This is a genomic window from Blattabacterium cuenoti, assembly GCF_014251995.1.
Taxonomy (GTDB): domain Bacteria; phylum Bacteroidota; class Bacteroidia; order Flavobacteriales; family Blattabacteriaceae; genus Blattabacterium; species Blattabacterium cuenoti_AE.
Genome location: NZ_CP059205.1, coordinates 97895 through 117742, shown reverse-complemented (window position 1 = coordinate 117742; position 19848 = coordinate 97895). Strand labels below are relative to the sequence as shown.

Below are 19848 nucleotides of genomic sequence, written 5' to 3'. Positions count from 1 at the left end.
ATTAATTACCAATTTTTTCCTTGTGAAAGAAAATTGAAATTATTATATAACAAATGATAATGGATAATAAAGCCACCATTATATGTAAAGTTAATAAAAGAAATATACTAATCAACAAAAAAATATAAAGAATTTTATTTTTTTTCCAGGAAATACCTTTTAATTTGAATGAAATCATTGGTATTCTTGATACTAATAAATAACAAGAAAAAAATATAAGAATAAGCATTGTAATAGGATGAATAATAATATTTTTTATATAAGTAGGAACCAAAGAATAAGTTATTATAATAGATAAAGAAGAAAAAAATAAAGTATTGATTGTTGTTGTTAATCCTTTATAACTAGAATCAATATTAAATCGAGCTAAACGGTACGCAGAAAAAATAGAAATAGAAAAAGAAATCCATTCAATAAATGGGATTTTATTTTTCATAGCTTTAAATAAATTAAAAACTATTATTGATGGAACAACCCCAAAAGAAACCATATCAGAAAGAGAATCTAATTCTTTTCCGAATTTATTCTCATTTTTTATAAATCTAGAAAAAAATCCATCCAGAAAATCAAAAATTACTGAAAATAAAGTAGCAGTTGCAGAAATATCAAATTTTTTTAGTTGTAGAAAAATTATAGATATGCATCCAAAAAATAAATTTAATAAACTTAAAACATTCGGTACTGTTTTTTTAATTTTTGTCAAAATATTTAAAATTTGTTTAAGAATTTAAAAATAATAAATAATGATTAAATTATTTTATAATTATTCTGATTTTCAGGTTAAAGAAAAATCCTTCTTTATTAAAGAAATTTGTACTTTATTAAATAATGAGGGAATGTATATTGGGAATATTAATTACATTTTTTGTAATGATAATTATCTTTTAGATATGAATGAAAAATACTTAAAAAAAAGTTTTTATACGGATGTTATTTCATTTAATTATTCTGTTAATAAATGGATATCCGGAGATACATTCATTAGTATAGATCGTGTGTTGGATAATTCTAAAATATGGAATCAACCTTTTATTATTGAATTAAAACGTGTTATGATACATTCGATATTACATTTTTTGGGATATAATGATCAAAAAAAACTTGATAAAAAAATAATGAAAAAAAAGGAAGAGTTTTATTTAAATTTATTTCAATATTGAATTGAAAAATCATGTTTTTAAATATATATGATATTATAGTGGTTGGTGGTGGACATTCTGGGATGGAAGCTTCTTTAGCATCTTCCAATATGGGGTCTAGAACCTTACTTATTACTACTAATCTACAAACTATAGGTCAAATGTCATGTAATCCAGCAGTAGGAGGAATAGCTAAAGGTCAAATTGTAAGAGAAATAGATGCTTTGGGAGGTTATTCTGGATTTGTCTCTGATTATAGTACGATTCAATTTAGGATGCTTAATAAATCTAAAGGACCTGCAATGTGGAGCCCTAGGGCTCAATGTGATAGAAAATTATTTTCTTATTATTGGCGATTTTTATTAGAAAAAAATATTAGGTTAGATTTATATCAAGATACAGTTACATCTTTAATAATAGAAAAAAATAGAATAAAAGGTGTGAAAACTTTTCTTGGATTAGAAATTAAGGGGAAATCAGTTATATTGACAAATGGAACTTTTTTAAATGGAAAAATACATATTGGTGGAAAAAAAATCAATGGAGGAAGAATAGCGGAACAGGAAGTTCGCGGAATAACGGAACAATTAACTAAAAATTTTGGTATAAAATCTGGTAGAATGAAAACAGGGACATCTCCAAGAGTAGATGGTCGTTCTTTAAATTATAAAAAAATGAAACCTCAATATGGAGATGAACATCCAAGAAAATTTTCTTTTTTTCATAAAACAAAAAAATTGACAAAACAAAAAAAATGTTATATTACTTATACAAATCAAGAAGTACATAATTTAATACATAATAATTTAGATATATCTCCTATTTTTTCAGGATCTATTCAAGGAATAAGTCCTAGATACTGTCCTTCTATAGAAGAAAAAGTTTATAAATTCCCAGATAGAGAACAACATCCTATTTTTGTAGAACCTGAAGGTTGGAATACTGTAGAAGTTTATATAAATGGGTTTTCTACTTCCTTTTCAGAAAAAATACAATATCAATCATTGAAAAAAATTTCTGGATTTGAAAAAGTAAAAATATTAAGACCTGGATATGCGATCGAGTATGATTATTTTCCTCCAGATCAATTAAAACCAAATTTAGAAAGCAAGTTTATAGAAAATCTTTTTTTTGCTGGACAAATTAATGGAACCACTGGATATGAAGAAGCCGCTGCTCAAGGATTATTAGCGGGAATAAATGCTCATTTAAAAATTTTTGAAAAAGATCCTTTTATTCTTAAAAGAAATCAAGCTTATATTGGAGTGTTAATAGATGATTTAATTACGAAAGGGACAAAAGAGCCTTATAGAATGTTTACTTCAAGAGCCGAGTATAGAATGTTATTACGGCAAGATAATGCAGATATTAGACTCACTCCCATGGGATATAATATTGGATTAATTTCAGAAGAAAACATGAATATATTAAATAACAAAAAATTGAAAGTAAAAAAATGTATTTCTTTATTTAAGAACGAAAGTTTAAAACCAGAAGTTATAAATCCTGTTTTAGAAAAAAATAAATCTCCTATAATATATTCTAATAAAAAAATAAAATCTATTCTATCCCGATCTGAAATTGATATAAAAGATATTATATCGATACCATTTTTAGAAAAAGAAATTAAAAAAAATAATTTTAATCAAGAAATATTGGAACAAGTTTCTATTAATATAAAGTATAAAGGATATATAGATAAAGAAAAAGAAAATGCAAAAAAATTATTAAAATTAGAAAACTTAAAAATTCCAAATAATTTTGATTATAAAAAAATAAAATCTCTTTCTTTAGAAGCAAGAGAGAAATTGGATTATTATCGTCCAATATCGTTAGCACAAGCATCAAGAATTAGTGGAATATCTCCTTCTGATTTAAGTATTATACTCATTTATATGAGACGTTAAGATTAAGATGACGATATAACAAATAAATCTTCATCTTCTTTTTTCATATAAAATTTTTCTCTTGCTAATCTTTCTAGATATTTAGAATTTTTTTTCAATTTTTGAATTTTCTTTTTTTCTAAAATAATTTGCTTTTTTAAATAATCTCTATCTGATTTCATTTTTTGAATGTTTTTAATAAATTTATAATGTAATAAAAAAGAGTTAGAATCAAAAAAGGACATCCAGATAAAGAAAAAAAAAACGATCCAAAAATATTTTTTTCTGAAAATTTTATATTTTCTTTTCTCCACTTTTTAGCTTAGTTTTAAAAGTAACAAAAATATTAACAAATATGCTTAAAATAAGCCAATAAATACTGAAAAAAGATAGAAAAATAACACACCAAAAACCAGATATTATTGCTAATAAAAAAAGTAAAAATCCTATAAATTTGATTATCATTAATTTCTATTATATCTATGTTACTTATATACATACATTAAGTAAAAATATAAAATTTATTTTTAATTTCGCAAAAAATGTAATAATGATTTATAGAATTGAAAAAGATACACTTGGAGAAGTAAAAGTTCCAATAGATAAATATTGGGGAGCTCAAACGGAAAGATCTAGGAAAAATTTTAAAATAGGTTTAGAATCTTCTATGCCTATAGAGATTATTCATTCTTTTGCTATTTTAAAAAAAGCTGCGGCTCATGCAAATTTTGAATTTGGACTTTTATCTAAAAAAAAAAGAGATATCATTTCTTTAGTTTGTGATGAGATTATAACAGGAAAACTAAACAAACAGTTTCCTCTTGTTATATGGCAAACGGGGTCTGGAACTCATACTAATATGAATGTCAATGAAGTAATTTCCAATAGAGGACATGTTTTAATGGGGGGGGTTTTAGGAGAAAGGAAAAAAAATTTTTTCATACATCCAAACGATGATGTCAATATGTCTCAATCATCTAATGACACTTTTCCTACAGCGATGCATATAGCTTCCTATAAAAAATTGATAGAATATACTATTCCTTCTATTAAAAAATTAAGAGGAGTTTTAGAAGAAAAATCTCGTTCATTTAAAAATGTAATTAAAATAGGTAGAACACATTTAATGGATGCTATTCCTATTACTTTAGGACAAGAATTTTCTGGTTATGTTTCTCAAATAGATCATGGATTAAAATCCATTGAAAAGACTTTATATAATCTTTCTGAATTAGCTATAGGAGGAACTGCAGTTGGAACAGGATTAAATGCACCCAAAGGATATGATAAAAAAGTAACCAAATATATATGCGAATATACAGGTTATCCTTTTAAAATTGCAAAAAATAAATTTGAATCCCTAGCATCACATGATGCTATAGTTGAGGCTCATGGAGCGTTAAAACAAATATCCGTTTCTTTAATTAAAATATCAAATGACATTCGTTTTTTATCTTCTGGTCCCCGTTCAGGAATTGGAGAAATTCATATTCCTGAAAATGAACCAGGATCTTCTATTATGCCTGGAAAAGTAAATCCAACTCAATGTGAAGCCCTTCTTATGGTTTGTACACAGATCATAGGAAATGATGTAACCATTTCTATAGCGGGTTCTTCTGGAAATTATGAGCTAAATGTTTCTAAACCATTAATAATTTATAATTTTTTACAATCTTCACAACTTCTTGCAGATGCATGCACATCTTTTTCTTATTTTTGTGTGAAAGGGATTAAACCAAATTATAAAAGGATCCAAGAATTTTTAGACAAATCTCTAATGCTTGTAACAGCACTTAATACTCATATCGGATATGAAAAATCCGCAGAAATAGCAAAATTTGCTTATCAAAATGACAGTACTTTAAAAGAAGAAGCTATTCGATTAGGATATTTAACTGGAGATCAGTTTGAAAGACTAGTTAATCCATCAAAAATGGTATAAATTAATTTAGTTCCGACGAAAAAATAGATTTTCTACATTCATGTGAATAATATCTGCTATTTTTTCTTCTGAAAAAGAATAAATTTGAGATAATTTTTTTAAAATTATTCTTAAATTCTTTGGTTCATTTCTTTTTCCTCTAAAAGGATGTGGAGAAAGATAAGGAGAGTCTGTTTCTAACACTAAATGTTTTAAACATATCTTATGTAAAAATTGACTAACATGATTTTTTTTAAAAGTAATCATTCCACCAATTCCTAATTTGATTTCCAAATCAATAATTTTTTTTGCTTGCTCTAAAGTTCCTGAAAAACAATGGAATACTCCATTAAGAGAAGAATCTTTTTCATTTGATAAGATTTTAAAAATATAATTAAAAGCATTTCTACAGTGTATGACTATAGGAAGTCTTTTTTTTTTTGCCCATTTTATTTGAGTTTTGAAAACATATTCTTGTTCTGAAATAAGTTCATTTTTTAAGTAGAGATCCATTCCAATTTCTCCTACAGAAATAGGAGAATATTTCCAAAGATATTTTTTAATAATATTTAATTTTTTTTCTAAATTATTTATAGAAATTTTATTAGGATGTAATCCTATCATAGGATAGCATATATTAGGATATTTTTTCTCTAACTTTAAAATGTTAGGAATATCAGAAGTATCTGTGGAAGGTAGTAAAAATCTGTTTACTTTTTGATTTAAAGCATTTTCTATTACAATATCAACATCCTTATTAAATTCTTTCATATATAAATGGGCATGTGTGTCAGTAATTTTCATGTAATTATTAATTTTAAAAAGTTTTTACTTATGAAAGCTTATTTATTTCCTGGACAAGGATCACAATTTTTAGGAATGGGAAAAAATCTATATAAAAATTCTCATTTTGCGAAACAATTATTTCAATTAGCTGATGATGTTTTAAAATTTAGAATCACATCTATTATGTTTGATGGAACTATGAATATTTTAAAAAAAACAAAATATACACAACTTTCTATTTATATTTATTCAGTTATAAAAGCAAAAATATTAAATAATTTTGAACCTGATATGGTGGCTGGAAACTCTCTTGGAGAATTTTCTGCTTTAGCTGCAATAAATGTTTTTTCTTTTGAAGATGGATTAATATTAGTTAATCAAAGAGCTTCAGTTATGCAAGAAATTTGTGAATCTACCAATGGAGGAATGGCTGCAGTATTAGGTTTAGAGGATTCTATTATAGAAGATATTTGTAATAAAGATAGAGGAATTATTGTTCCTTCTAATTATAATGGACCTAAACAATTAGTTATTTCAGGAGAAAAGGAAGCCTTGAAAAGAGTTTGTTTTTCTTTAGAAAAAAAGGGGGCTAAAAAAATATTTATTCTTCCTGTTCATGGAGCATTTCATTCTCCAATTATGGATCCAGCAGTAAAAAAATTCGAAAATTTTATAAATAAAATTCCTTTTAAAGATTCTAAATGTCCAATTTATCAAAATGTAACTGCTAAACCAGTAATGAAATCTAATGATATAAAAAAAAATCTTGTAAAACAATTGACTTCACCTGTAAGGTGGAAACAATCTATAGAAAATATGATTTATAATGGAGCTACTTCATTTATAGAAATAGGTCCCAGAAATATTTTAAAAGGTTTAGTAAAAAAAATTATAGAAAATTTTTCAAAAAAAATATAAAAATATGCAATCATGTATCAACATGATAATTTCTTTTATAGTCATGGAAAACTGTTATTAACGGGAGAATATTTTATTTTAAATGGAGCTTGTGGATTAGCTTTACCGACAATAAAAGGACAGTCATTAACTATATTAAAAAAAAATAACAACAATTTATCATCTTCTTCTTTTTTACATTGGAAAAGTTATGATGAATTAAATACTCCATGGTTTGAAGCGAGTTTTAAACTTCCATCTTTAGAAATTTTTTATGAAACAGAAAAAAAAATAGCTCAAAAATTGAGATATTTATTATTAAAGTCTAGAAAAATCCAAAAGAATTTTCTTTCTAAAGAATTAGGAATTTTTGTAAAAACAAAATTAGATTTTCCTATTAACTGGGGATTGGGGAGTAGTTCCACATTAATTCATAACATATCAAAATGGGCTAAAATCAATCCTTATATGTTATTAGGAGATAATTTTCCAGGAAGTGGTTATGACATTGCTTGTGTTTTAAATATGAAGCCTATAATTTATAAATTGAATGATAAAAAAAATCCATCTGTTATTCCTATTAATTTTAATCCTCCATTTAAGAATAAACTTTTTTTTCTTCATCTCAATAAGAAAAAAAATACTTGTGATGGAATAAAATTTTTTCTTTCTAAAAAAAAAGTATCTAATCATAGTATTGAATCTATATCTTCTATTACTAATAAAATTCCTTATTCTAAAACATTAAAAGAGTTTGAAGAATTGCTATTTAAACATGAATTAATTGTGTCTAAAGAATTAAATATACCTACAATTAAAGAACTGTATTTTCCAGATTATTTAGGATTAATTAAAAGTTTAGGAGCTTGGGGTGGGGATTTTGTCTTGATAAGTTATAGAAAAGGAATGAGGAATTATTTTTATAATAAAGGATTTCATACATTAATTTCATTTGATAAAATGATTTATTAAATTGATTTTAATAATATTTTTTATATAAAACAGTTTAACAAATAATAAAAAAAAATGAATACTATAAGTACGGGCGAAGGGATTCGAACCCTTATACCTAATCGGCATCAGATCCTAAGTCTGACGTGTCTACCGTTTCCACCACGCCCGCCATACTAGTTACTATAGTAAATTAGTAATAATTTATCTTTATATTATTATATAAATGAAATAAAAATATTAAAAATAGAAAATTTATTTATTGAAAATAAGAGGATAGAATTTTATGGTTATTATTAATAATTTGATATTCTGTATATCCAAATGAATCTTTCGGAATTATTTTAATCCACTTTCTATATTTTAGAAACCATTTTTGTTGAATGGAAGGAAATCCTTTTTTTAAGTAAGCGGAGACAAAAGAATTTATATATAATTGTATTCCATGATTTTTTTTATTTTTTATAATAGATTCTATGATAAATTCTAATCTATGAACATAATTTATAGGAGTATATTTATACTTTACATGATTATTATCATTCATGATATTTAGTTCAGGTCTTACTCGATGACGCGTAAATTGAACCAATCCAAATTTATTTGGGGGTAAAATTTCATGTTTTGCTCTATCGTTTTTCATTTTTTCTTTTAAATGTTCATATAACTGTTTTTTCTGAATAGGATCAGACATGTCTATAAAATCTACTACAATAATCCCCCCCATATCTCTTAATCTAAGTTGTCTTACTATTTCTGTAGCTGCTAGTAAATTAATTTTCAGAACATTATTAACTCTATCCGATTCTGTACAATTTTTTTTCATATGGTTGTTAACTCCACTATTAACATCTATAACATGCAAAGCTTCAGTATGTTCTATAATCAAATAAGCTCCATTTTCGAGAGGTACATTTTTTCCTAAAAAAATTTTTATTTGTTTTTCTATTCCATATTTTTCAAATATTGGAATATCATCCTTATAATATTTAATAATATTGATTTTTTCTGGAGCGATTAAAGATAAATATGAACGAATTTCTTGAAAAAGAAGATTATTATTGCAATATATTGATTTTAAATCATCATTGAAAGTATCTCTTAATAAAGAAAAAGTTTTTCTAATTTCACTTAGAACCCTAACTGGAGGTAATTTTATTAAATTTTTTAATATTTTTTTCCATTTTTTAATTAAAAAAATTAGTTCTTCATTTAAAACATTTTCTATCCTATTATAGGAAGCTGTACGAATAATTACACCAAAATTATTTGGTTTTATCTTTTTCATATAAGAAATTAATCTAAATTTTTCTAATGGATTTAAATTCTTTATTTTTTTAGAAATAAAAATTTCTTCTGAAAAAGGAATAAGTACTAAATATCTTCCTGGTATACAAATTTTGGAAGTTAATTTTAAACCTTTATTAGATATTGGTTCTTTTGAAATTTGAACTAAAATTTTTTGTCCAGGGCTTAATATATCACTTATAGAATTACTGTTCTCTTTTTTTTCAATTTTTTTAAATAAAAAATTCTGATCCATTATAGAAATGAATTCTAACATTTTACTTCCTTGAATTCCAAGATCATTGTAATGTAAAAAACCTCCTTTTGAGTGTCCTATATCAACAATAGCAGCATTTAATGCATACAAAATTTTTTTCACTACTCCTAGATAAATATCTCCCACAGAGAATTTTTTATTAGAAATGTCTCGATGAAATTCTAGCAATTTTCCTTCTTCTAAAAGAGCTATTTTTATTTCTTGTTCTTCTGCACTTATAATTAATTTTTTATTCATAACATACACAAAAACAAGTAAAAACGTTTAAATTTTGTAAAAATTAATAAGCCAATTTTATTTTTTCTTATGCCTATTTTTTCTGCTTCTTTTCTTTCTTTTGTGAGTTGCTATTTTACGTCTTTTTCTTTTCTTTCCGTTAGGCATAACTTTCAATTGTTATTAACTTATTATTATTCATAAATATATAATTGATTTATTTTTGTTATATTACCAAATAAATAATTCTATAATATAGATCCTTAAATTTATTGAATATAAATGTTTATTATATTATATATTATTTTTTTATAGGAACATTTTTTTTTATTAAATTGGTAAAAGATTTTGCAGGTTTAAATGCTGGAATATTATGTTCGGGAATTACAATAGATTCATCTTTAGATATATGTCTTCCAAGTTTCCTTGCTCTGTATTTAACAATAAATGAACCAAATCCTCTTAAATAAACATTTTCTCCAGACGTGAGACTTTGTTTTATTTTTTTCATAAATGTTTCTATAACCCTTTGTGTATCAGTTCTTTCAGATCCAGTTTCTGATATGATTTCTGTTATTATATCTGCTTTTGTCATGTTAAATCCATTAATATCGAATAACAAAATTCGGTTTCCTAAATATACCTATTTTTTATAAAATTGCTATAAAATTAAATGTATATGAATTTTTCCAGAAAAATAATAAATTGGTACAGAAAAAACCATAGGAAACTTCCTTGGAGAAGGACTAAAAATCCGTATCATATATTAGTTTCAGAATTTATGTTACAACAAACAAAAGTTTCAAATACAATAAAATACTATTTAAACTTTATACAAAAATTTCCAACTTTGGAAAAGTTATCTCAAGCAGAGGAAAAAAATGTATTAAAAGAATGGGAAGGACTAGGTTACTATTCTAGAGCAAGGTATTTACATTCTTTTTCTAAAAAATTAGAAGGTAATGATAATTTATTTCCAAAAACATATAAAGAATTAATAAAACATAAAGGGATAGGTCCATATACGGGGGCTGCTATTGCATCTATATGTTTTAATGAAGTTATTCCTGCTATTGATGGAAATGCTTATAGAGTATTTTCTAGATATTTGGGAATTAAATATGATATAACTTCTTTTATAACAAAAAATTTATTTAAGACTATTGTTTTAAAAATGATAGATTGGAAAACTCCTGGTATTTTTAATCAAGCAATTATGGATATCGGGGCAATTTTTTGCACTCCAAAAAATGCAAAATGTTTATTATGTCCAATTAAAAATTCTTGTTTTTCTATTAAAAATAATTCTGTATATAAATTTCCTGTAAAAAGAATAGAAAAATATACAATAAAGCATAGATTTTTTTATTATGTTTTTATTCATGATCAAAATAATAATTTTTGTATTGTAAAAAGATCTAAAGATATATGGAAAGGACTTTATGAGTTTCCTTTAATTGAGTCAAGAAAAAATCTTACTATTGATGAAATTAACAATAAACTTCGAAAGTTATTTAGATTAGTTGTTTCTAATATTGTATTAACTTATAAAATGAAACATAAAATTACTCGTCAGATTTTGTATATCAAGTTTTTGAATTGTAAATGTTTACAATTCAAAAACTTGATATCACCTAGTGACATTTTTTTCATTTCACATAATGAAATAAAAAAATATCCTTTTCCTAAACCTATTATTTTATTTCTAAAACATGAAAAAATAATTTAGTAATAAACCACAAAAAATTATATATGTAAATAAAAATATTATAATATTATGGATTATCTAATTCTTTATTAAAATTATTATCAAAATTTAACCTCTTGGAAAAAGAATCTTCGACGAATTTTTTTTTAGAAAACACTTTATACTTTATTTTTTATTTATTATTAATAATAATATTATTATTATTTTCTGCATTGATATCTGGATCCGAAACCGCTTTCTTTTGTCTTGAAAAAAAAACTCTTGATAAAGAAAGAAAAAAAAATCTTCGACAAGGAAATATTATATTAGAAATTCTTAGAGAGAAAAAAAAACTTTTAGCAACAATATTAATATCCAATAATTTTTCCAATATTGGAATAGTAATACTGAGCTCTTACTTAATAAGTAAATTTTTAGAAAATAAATGTTTAGTATTTTACAATAAATTTTATATACCTATCAATTTTCTTTTAGAAGTTTGTTTTCTCACTTTTATTTTATTATTATTCGGGGAAATAATTCCAAAAATATATGCTAGCAAAAATAATTTTCGTTTTGCTTTTTTTATGTCAACAACATTGATTTTTCTTAGTAAAATTTTGAATCCTATTAGTAGAATAATAATTATTATTTCAAAATTCATAGAAAAAAAATTAATAAAAAAAAAGAATTCAATTTCTGTAGATCAACTATCAAAAGCGTTAAAAATTGCATCTCCAAATCAAAAAAATGTTAAAGAGTGTCAATTCCTACAAAGAATTATTGATTTTGGAAATACAGAAACGCATCAAATTATGACTCCTAGAATAGATATGTTTTCTTTAAATAAAAATATTATTTTTTCTGATGTATTAGAATTAGTTCGTTATCAAGGGTATTCTCGAATACCTATTTATAAAGATAGTATCGATGATATAGAAGGTGTTCTTTTTGCTAAAGATCTTCTTCCATTTATTTCTAGTAAAAATTTTGAATGGACTAATCTTATTCATCCTCCTTTTTTTGTTCCAGAAAAAAAAAAGATAGACGATCTTTTAAACGATTTTAAAAAAAGGAAAATTCATTTAGCTATTGTAGTGGATGAGTATGGAGGAACTTGTGGATTAGTTACTCTTGAAGACGTAATTGAAGAAATAGTTGGAGATATTATTGATGAATTCGATGAAGAAGATATGTCTTATTCAAAATTAAATCAAAATAATTACTTATTTGATGGAAAAACTTCTTTAATTAATTTTTATCGTATTATGGAAATAAAAGAAGAATTTATTTTTGAAAAAAAAAAAGGAAATGCAGACACTTTAGGTGGATTTATTATGGAAATAAATAAAGAGTTTCCTAAAAAAAAACAGAGAATAAATTTTTCAAATTATTCTTTTATTATAAGAAGTATTGATAATAAAAGAATAAAAGCTGTAGAAGTAATAAGAAAAAAAAATTACAATTAATTAAATTTATTAATTAATCTTTATAATTTAATTATATATTTTGTTATATTATGAGAAAGTTTTTTATAAAAAAAAATATCATTTTCTTTTCTTTCATTTTATTATTCACAATATCAATTTCTATATATTTTTTTTTAAAAAAATCCTTTTCTTCTAAGGAGGAAAAAAAAGCTATGAAAGAATTGGATTATGCTCAACAATATCTTTATAACGGTCATATAGATAAAGCTTTAAATTTAAAAAAAAATAAAATTGATTATTTAGGATTCTCGGGAATATCCTATAAATATCCTTTTACAAAAGCAGGAAATATTTCAAAATTTTATGCAGGAATTTGTTATTATAAATTAGGTTATTACAAAAAATCAATTGAAATAATGAAAGAATTTTCCGCAAAAGATGAAATTTTACCTTCTATAAAATTTGGAATAATAGGAGATGCTTACACTCAAATAAAAAATAAAAACGAAGCATTAAAAAATTATATTATTGCAGCAAGTATTAGAGATAATGAAATAACAACCCCTCTTTATTATTATAAAGCTGCATTATTAAATTTTTCTATGAAAAAATATAAAAATTCGAAATTTTTTTTCGAAAAAATTGAAAAAAAATATCCATTTTTTATGTATAGAAAAAATGTGGAAAAATATCTAACGTTTATTAACAATAAATTATAAAATCATTTTTTATGAAAACGGATCCTGTTTATTCATTGGATAAAAAAAAAATAAGAAATGCAAATTTAAAATTTGCAATTATTGTTTCTTTATGGAATGAAGAAATTACTAATAGATTATACCAAGGTGCTTATAATACTTTAATTCAATCAGAAATTTTTAGAGAAAACATTCAAACCTGGAAAGTTCCTGGAAGTTATGAATTAATTTATTCTGCTAAGAAAATAGCACATTACTATAATTTTGATTCAATTATTACAATTGGATCTATAATAGAAGGAGAAACTTCTCATTATAAATATATAAGTCAATCTATTTCACAAGGAATTAAAGATATCAATATAAAATATGATGTTCCTGTTATATTTTGTGTTCTTACTGATAAAAATAAACAACAATCTATTGATAGATCAGGTGGAAAAAAGGGTAATAAAGGAGTAGAATGTGCTAAAACAGCCATATATATGTCTTTGTTTAGAAGGTCCATAAAATGAAAAAAGATGTTATTAATTTCTTACCTATTAAGGTGATTAATCAAATAGCCGCAGGAGAAGTCATACAACGTCCTTCTTCTATTTTAAAAGAACTTTTAGAAAATTCAATAGATGCAAATGCAAGAGTTATTGACGTTTTTATAAAAGATTCAGGAAAGACATTAATTCAATTAATAGATGATGGAGATGGAATGAGTAAAAATGATGCAAGAATGAGTATTGAAAGATATACTACTTCAAAAATTAAAAAACATGATGATATTTTCAAAATTAGTACAAAAGGATTCAGAGGAGAAGCTTTAGCTTCTATAGCTCTCATTTCTCAATTAGAAATACAGACTAAAAATGAAAAAGATTCAGTAGGAATTCATCTTTTCATAGAGGAAGGAAAAATAAAAAATGAAATTCCTATAAATATGCTTAAGGGAACAAGAATCTCTGTAAAAAATATTTTTTATAAACTTCCTGTTAGGAGAAGGTTTTTAAAATCTTCACGGATAGAATTTCAAAATATAGTTTATGAATTTTATAAAATAATTTTAGCACATAGAAATATTTTATATCGTTTTTATCATAATAATAAAATTATTTTTTCTTTTCAAGAAGTTTCTTTAATAGAAAGAATTAAAGAAATTTTTAATAATAAAAAAAAGGTATTAAAACCTATTTTAATAAATAAAAATGAAATTTTTATTGAAGGATTTGTTAGTGTTCCTGATTCTTCCATCAAAAAAGGAAATCATTTAATACTAGTTAATCAACGTTGTGTTAAATATTTATTTTTACATAGAAAAATTATTCATTCTTATAATGGGTTTTTGAAAAATTTTGAAACAATTTCTTACTTCATTTTTATTTATGTTCCTCCAAGTCTTGTGAATTGTAATATTCACCCTTCAAAAAAAGAGGTTAAATTAAAAGGTGAAGAGATAGTTGGTTCGATAATTCAACAAGAAATTAAAAATGTTTTATTTCGTCAATATAATGTAAAAAAAAAAGAATTAAAAAATTATAATATTTTTTTAGATCCTAATTTAGAAAATTCATTTTTGAATAATTCTTGTTTTAAAAATCCTTCTTATAAAAAAGAAAAACAGTCAATAAATTGGTTTGAATTAAATGATTATTCTTTAAATGAAGGTTTAAATAAAAATTCTGATTTGATAATAAAATTATCAAATTATGTTTCCAACAAGGAAAAAATAAAAGTTTTTCAAATAAATAAAAAATATATAATATTTAAATTTGATAATGAATCTACTATTCTAGTAGATCAATATAGAGCTCATAAGAATATATTAGTTGAATTTTTTTCAGGAAGAAAAAAATTAATGAGTCAACTATTTTTTTTCCCTATAAAAATAAAACTTTTTGGAAAAGAATTTCTTTCTTTAAAGAATATAAAAAATGATTTAATAGATTTGGGGTTCCATTTGTATTTTTTCAATGAATCAGTTTATTTATATTCCATTCCTGAAATGATACATCAAAATACATTAATTGAAATTTTTAAAAATATTTTAAAATATAATTTTATTAAAGGAGAAAAAAATAATAAAATAATACTTATTAAATTAATATCGGAATCTGCATCTATAAAATATGGAACGAGATTACTTTCTAATGAAATGGTGTGTCTAATTAAAAATTTATTTTCTTGTAATAATCCAAGTTATACGGATTCGGGTGATCCTATAATTTTTTTCTTAAAAACAAATTTTTCAAAAAGTGAATTTTCATACAAATCTTAACTCGGATGCTGTAAAACATTTAATCAGTATTAATATACTTGTGTATACGGCTATTTTCGTTTTTTCACAATATAAAATAGAAAATATGTTTTCTTTATATCATCCTATAGATGACCGTTTTGAATTGTATCAAATTTTAACACATATGTTTATTCATTCTAAAAGTTTTTTCTTACATATAATTTTTAATATGTTAGCATTGTTAATGTTTGGAGGACAAATAGAGACTTTATTGGGAATTAAAAGATTTTTAATAATATATTTTTTATCAGGTTTTTTTGCTGCATTATTTCAAATCATTTTCAATACTAGTATTATATATTATTATTTACAAACCTTGAATTTTTCGGAAATTAGAAAAACATTGGATTATTTAATAATGGATGAAGAACAAAAAATGAATCTTTATAATTACATATATTCTCCTATGATAGGTTCTTCTGGAGCTATAAGTGGAATAGTAGGAGCTTTTGCTAAATTTTTTCCAGAACATAGAATTTTTATTCTCCCTTTTCCTTTTCCAATTGCTGTTAGAAAAGCTATTATAATTTTTATTTTTGGAAGTTTAATATCATCTATTTTCGATTTAGCACCCGGGGTAGCTCATTTTGCCCATATTGGAGGAATTATTTCTGGTTATCTTATAGGAAGTGTTATAAAAAAAACTTTTTAGAATTTCATTCTATTGTTTTCATAATTCGATTCCAACGAAATTTCCAACTAAATAAATTCCAAGGATGCTTTCTATCCCAATCGATACTTGTCCATATAAATATTGGTTTTCCTACTATATGGTCTTCTGGAACTAACCCCCAATAACGAGAGTCATATGAATTATGTCTATTATCTCCCATCATGAAGTAGTAATTTTTTTTTATTCTATATCCCTTTGAGGATAATAAAACTTTTTCTCCTTTTTCGTAAAAAATAATTTCTTTATAAAGATGAATATTTTTTTTGTTAGGTTTGAGAAATTCTCCTTTTTTTGGTACATATAATGGTCCAAAAAAGTCTCTATTCCAAGAATAACTGTTAGGGAATATAAATTTTTCTTTAAAATTCGATGGAAAGATATCCTTTTTTATAAAAACTATATTACCAAAAATATTTTTTATTTGAATCGCTTCTTTTTCGGTTAACATTATTTTGTAATAATATCCGTTATTAATTTCTCCAATAAACTCAAGATCTTTAATATCCATTTTATTTTTAATATATTCTATATTTAAAGGGATATTTTCAGTTTTAATAAAGTAAGCTTGTTGTTTTTTTGAAAAAAATTTTTCTTTTTTATTATTAACAAATAAAATTCCATTTTTAATAAATATTAAATCACCTGGAAGTCCTACACAACGTTTAACATAATGATCTTTTTTATCTATAATTTCATGATTAGGATCTTTAGGAAAATTGAAAACAACTATATCATTTCTTTTTATAGATTGAAAAGGAGGAAAACGAAAATAAGGCCATTTAAAAATAGGAATATAAAATTTTATTTTTCCGATAGTCTTATTGTGTATAAAAGGAATTGAAATAGGTGACATAGGCATTCTCAAACCATAATGAATTTTACTAACCAGTATAAAATCTCCTACTAATAATGTTTTCTCCATAGAAGAAGTAGGAATCACAAAAGGTTGTATTATATAAGTATGTATAATAAAAGCTAAAATAGTTGCTAATAAAATTCCTCTATTATCTTCTTTTTCTTTTTTTGTTTTAAATTTTGAAAAATAAACTTTTTCAAAAAAACTAATGTAATAAATATATGTTCCTAAAGATAGGAAAAGAAATAAAATATCTTTTTTCTTGTTCTTTCCAAAAGAATGAATTAAATCCATCCAAAAAATAAAAAGTAAAATAATACTTGTTAATGGATTTACTAAAAAAAGTATATACCATTTAGATAGATTATTTTTTTTTAAAAGAATATAAAAATTATATATAGGGATAATGATTTCCCACAATTTCATTCCAGCTTTTTGATAAAGCCTCCATGTTCCTAGAACATGAAAAATATACTCAAAAAGTAAAAAAATACCACTTAAAACAAAGTATTTATGCACGAAATTAATTATTATAGTACTCCTTTACTTATAAGAAAATCTTTCATAGAAAAAATTCCTTTTTTATTTTTAATCCATTCTGCAGCAATTACGGCTCCAACAGAAAATCCTTCTCTATTATGAGCTTTGTGCTTTATTTCTATATTTTCTATTTTAGATTCATATTTAACAATATGTGTTCCTGATACATCTCCAAATCTTTTAGAAACAATTAAAATTTGATCTTTTGTTTTTTTATTGTTATCTAGAATCCATGTTTTTTTTATTTTATTTTTTATGATATCCTCTGCCAATGAAATAGAGGTTCCACTAGGTTTATCTATTTTTTTTATATGGTGAATTTCCTCAATTCTTATTTCATAATCCTTAGAATAAGGAAATAAAAGTCCTGACAATTTTTTATTGATTTCAAAGAAAATATTCATTCCAATACTAAAATTGGAAGAATATAAAAAAGATCCATTTTTTTTTCTACAAATTTTTTTAATTAGTTCTATTTTTTCTAACCAACCAGTAGTTCCGCATACTGTTGGTATATTATTTTCTATACAAATTTTTACATTATTGAATGCTGAATCAGGTTGACTAAACTCAATTGCTACATCTGAATCTTTTAATAAAGATGGAGAAGGAGTTTCATCATAACATAATGAAATTTTATGATTTCTTTTTTTTGCTATTTTTTCTATGGATTTCCCCATTTTTCCATATCCTATTATTGCTATATTCATATGAATTTTTTTGAAAATCTTTTCAAAGATAGATTATATTTTTTTTAAAAATTATAAATAAATTATCTATATTAGAACATATAACTCAATATTTATAAATTGAGATAAAAAAATTTTGATTTATAAATAATTTTGAATAATCATACTATTTTTTCATTATTATTTATTCCATAAATTTTTATTTTACCCACGTGGTGAAAATGGTAGACACGCCACTTTGAGGGAGTGGTATCCAAATTAAGGATGTGCTGGTTCAAATCCAGTCGTGGGTACAATTATTTAATAATCAATGTTATTCCTATATTAGGAAACGGAATAAATCAGGATTTTGATTTAAATATTGAAAATGTACCTTGTGCTTTTTCATTTTTCCTAATAATGAAGAAAATTCATTTTTATCTGCCAATTCTATACCTATAACAGCAGGACCTTCTTCTTTAGAAGTTTTTTTGGAATATTCAAAGTAAGCAATATCATCTTTTGGCCCTAAAATATTATTAACAAATTCTTTTAAAGCTCCGGCCCTTTGTGGAAATTTAACAATAAAATAATGTTTTTTATTTTCGTATAAAAGAGATCTTTCTCGTATTTCTTCTGTTCTAGTAATATCATTATTTCCTCCACTTAAAATACAAACAATATTTTTTCTTTCTATTTGTTCAGAATAAAAATCTAAAGCAGCTATTGAAAGAGCTCCAGCAGGTTCTGCAACTATAGCTTCTAAATTATATAAATCTAAAATGGTTGTACAAACTTTTCCTTCTGGAACCGTTTTTACATCGTACAATACTTTATTACAAATTTCAAAATTTAACTTTCCTACTTTTTTTACTGAAGCTCCATCAATAAATCTATCTATCTTTTTTAATTCTACAATTTTTCCTTCTTTCAAAGAATAACTCATAGATGGAGCTCCTTTAGGTTCTACTCCTATAATTTTAGTTTTTGGACTAAATTCTTTAAAATGACTTCCAACTCCAGAAGCCAATCCACCTCCTCCAATGGGAATAAAAACATAATCTATTTTCGAAATAGATTGTTGCAAGATTTCTAATCCAACAGTAGCTTGTCCTTCAATAATTTTATTATCATCAAAAGGATGGATAAAAATTTTTGAATTTTTTTTACAATCCTTCATAGCTTCAAAGCTAACTGAATCAAACGTATCTCCATTTAAAATAATTTCAACATATTTTTTACCAAACATTTTTACTCTTTCTACTTTTTGTTTTGGAGTAGTAGTGGGCATATAAATTTTTCCTGGAATTTTTAATATATGACAAGAGTGAGCAACACCTTGTGCATGATTACCAGCACTAGCACATACAATCCCTTTTTTTAATTCTGTTTTAGATAAACTTTTTATTTTATTGTAAGCTCCTCTAATTTTATATGAACGTATGATTTGTAAATCTTCTCTTTTTAAGAAAACATTCGCTTTATATTTTTCCGAAAGGAGAAAATTTTTTTGTAGTGGAGTTTCATAAATAATATTTTTTAGGATTTTTTTTGCTTTTACTACTTCTTTATAAGAAGGAAAATAACCTTTAAATTGATTTTTCAATATTTTAGAAATACTTTAATTAAGTGTGAAAAAAACTTTACAC

19 protein-coding genes and 2 tRNA genes are annotated in these 19848 nt (G+C 23.8%); 12 read left to right on the top strand and 9 right to left on the bottom strand.

All coding sequences use genetic code 11. From position 1 onward, the window contains the following. Position 1: 1 nt before the first annotated feature. Positions 2-703, bottom strand: a complete 702-nt coding sequence (locus H0H51_RS00510; RefSeq protein ID WP_185876925.1) for a CDP-alcohol phosphatidyltransferase family protein — start codon at positions 701-703, stop codon at positions 2-4. A gap of 40 nt (positions 704-743) precedes the next feature. Between H0H51_RS00510 and ybeY the strand changes: the two genes are divergently transcribed. Further along, the gene (ybeY, locus tag H0H51_RS00505; protein ID WP_185876924.1) at positions 744-1160 is read left to right on the top strand and encodes an rRNA maturation RNase YbeY; all 417 of its coding nucleotides are present in this window, start codon (positions 744-746) and stop codon (positions 1158-1160) included. Positions 1161-1171: 11 nt separating this feature from the next. Next, positions 1172-3046: a tRNA uridine-5-carboxymethylaminomethyl(34) synthesis enzyme MnmG gene (mnmG, locus tag H0H51_RS00500; RefSeq protein ID WP_185876923.1), complete on the top strand. Its 1875-nt coding sequence runs from the start codon at positions 1172-1174 to the stop codon at positions 3044-3046. 2 nt (positions 3047-3048) lie between these two features. Here mnmG and H0H51_RS00495 read toward each other — a convergent pair whose 3' ends face one another. Then, positions 3049-3270, bottom strand: a complete 222-nt coding sequence (locus tag H0H51_RS00495; protein ID WP_238784232.1) for a septum formation initiator family protein — start codon at positions 3268-3270, stop codon at positions 3049-3051. Positions 3271-3575: 305 nt separating this feature from the next. Here H0H51_RS00495 and fumC point away from each other — a divergent pair, with 305 nt between their 5' ends. Beyond that, positions 3576-4967, top strand: coding sequence for a class II fumarate hydratase (gene fumC / locus H0H51_RS00490; protein WP_185876921.1), 1392 nt, complete (start codon positions 3576-3578; stop codon positions 4965-4967). 6 nt (positions 4968-4973) lie between these two features. Here fumC and H0H51_RS00485 read toward each other — a convergent pair whose 3' ends face one another. Next, positions 4974-5717, bottom strand: a complete 744-nt coding sequence (locus H0H51_RS00485; RefSeq protein ID WP_317168666.1) for a TatD family hydrolase — start codon at positions 5715-5717, stop codon at positions 4974-4976. Positions 5718-5780: 63 nt separating this feature from the next. On the opposite strand from H0H51_RS00485, the gene fabD reads away from it, so the two are divergent. Then, positions 5781-6650 (top strand): ACP S-malonyltransferase, encoded by an 870-nt coding sequence (gene fabD / locus H0H51_RS00480; RefSeq protein WP_185877098.1) that lies wholly within the window; start codon positions 5781-5783, stop codon positions 6648-6650. Positions 6651-6662: 12 nt separating this feature from the next. After that, positions 6663-7601 carry a GYDIA family GHMP kinase gene (locus H0H51_RS00475; RefSeq protein WP_185876919.1) on the top strand — a complete coding sequence of 313 codons (939 nt, stop codon included), beginning with the start codon at positions 6663-6665 and terminating at the stop codon, positions 7599-7601. Between the two features lie 68 nt (positions 7602-7669). On the opposite strand, the gene H0H51_RS00470 is transcribed toward H0H51_RS00475, so the two are convergent. From H0H51_RS00470 to H0H51_RS00460, 3 genes are all read right to left on the bottom strand, one after another. Next, positions 7670-7752: transfer RNA gene (locus H0H51_RS00470), tRNA-Leu, on the bottom strand. A gap of 87 nt (positions 7753-7839) precedes the next feature. Then, entirely contained in the window at positions 7840-9381 is a 1542-nt protein-coding gene (locus H0H51_RS00465) for an Rne/Rng family ribonuclease (protein WP_185876918.1), read from the bottom strand. Positions 9382-9661: 280 nt separating this feature from the next. Further along, positions 9662-9955 (bottom strand): HU family DNA-binding protein, encoded by a 294-nt coding sequence (locus H0H51_RS00460; RefSeq protein ID WP_185876917.1) that lies wholly within the window; start codon positions 9953-9955, stop codon positions 9662-9664. An 84-nt stretch (positions 9956-10039) separates the two neighbouring features. On the opposite strand from H0H51_RS00460, the gene H0H51_RS00455 reads away from it, so the two are divergent. From H0H51_RS00455 to H0H51_RS00430, 6 genes are all read left to right on the top strand, one after another. Beyond that, on the top strand, positions 10040-11089 hold the full coding sequence (locus tag H0H51_RS00455; RefSeq protein WP_185876916.1) for an A/G-specific adenine glycosylase: 1050 nt from the start codon (positions 10040-10042) through the stop codon (positions 11087-11089). A gap of 95 nt (positions 11090-11184) precedes the next feature. Continuing rightward, on the top strand, positions 11185-12516 hold the full coding sequence (gldE, locus tag H0H51_RS00450; RefSeq protein WP_185876915.1) for a gliding motility-associated protein GldE: 1332 nt from the start codon (positions 11185-11187) through the stop codon (positions 12514-12516). Between the two features lie 50 nt (positions 12517-12566). Next, positions 12567-13196, top strand: a complete 630-nt coding sequence (locus tag H0H51_RS00445) for a tetratricopeptide repeat protein (RefSeq protein WP_185876914.1) — start codon at positions 12567-12569, stop codon at positions 13194-13196. Positions 13197-13207: 11 nt separating this feature from the next. Continuing rightward, a complete protein-coding gene (gene ribH / locus H0H51_RS00440) occupies positions 13208-13690 on the top strand; it encodes a 6,7-dimethyl-8-ribityllumazine synthase (RefSeq protein WP_185876913.1) in 483 nt (160 codons plus the stop codon). Beyond that, positions 13687-15441, top strand: a complete 1755-nt coding sequence (gene mutL / locus H0H51_RS00435; protein ID WP_185876912.1) for a DNA mismatch repair endonuclease MutL — start codon at positions 13687-13689, stop codon at positions 15439-15441. The genes ribH and mutL overlap by 4 nt, the downstream gene beginning before the upstream one ends. 85 nt (positions 15442-15526) lie before the next feature. Then, a complete protein-coding gene (locus H0H51_RS00430; RefSeq protein WP_238784231.1) occupies positions 15527-16114 on the top strand; it encodes a rhomboid family intramembrane serine protease in 588 nt (195 codons plus the stop codon). 4 nt (positions 16115-16118) lie between these two features. Here H0H51_RS00430 and lepB read toward each other — a convergent pair whose 3' ends face one another. Both lepB and dapB read right to left on the bottom strand, forming a co-directional pair. After that, positions 16119-17510, bottom strand: a complete 1392-nt coding sequence (gene lepB, locus H0H51_RS00425; protein ID WP_185876910.1) for a signal peptidase I — start codon at positions 17508-17510, stop codon at positions 16119-16121. 11 nt (positions 17511-17521) lie between these two features. Further along, positions 17522-18241, bottom strand: coding sequence for a 4-hydroxy-tetrahydrodipicolinate reductase (dapB, locus tag H0H51_RS00420; RefSeq protein WP_185876909.1), 720 nt, complete (start codon positions 18239-18241; stop codon positions 17522-17524). 185 nt (positions 18242-18426) lie between these two features. On the opposite strand from dapB, the gene H0H51_RS00415 reads away from it, so the two are divergent. Beyond that, positions 18427-18513, top strand: a tRNA-Leu gene (locus H0H51_RS00415). A 26-nt stretch (positions 18514-18539) separates the two neighbouring features. On the opposite strand, the gene ilvA is transcribed toward H0H51_RS00415, so the two are convergent. Further along, the gene (ilvA, locus tag H0H51_RS00410) at positions 18540-19805 is read right to left on the bottom strand and encodes a threonine ammonia-lyase (RefSeq protein WP_185876908.1); all 1266 of its coding nucleotides are present in this window, start codon (positions 19803-19805) and stop codon (positions 18540-18542) included. Between the last annotated feature and the right edge of the window lie 43 nt (positions 19806-19848).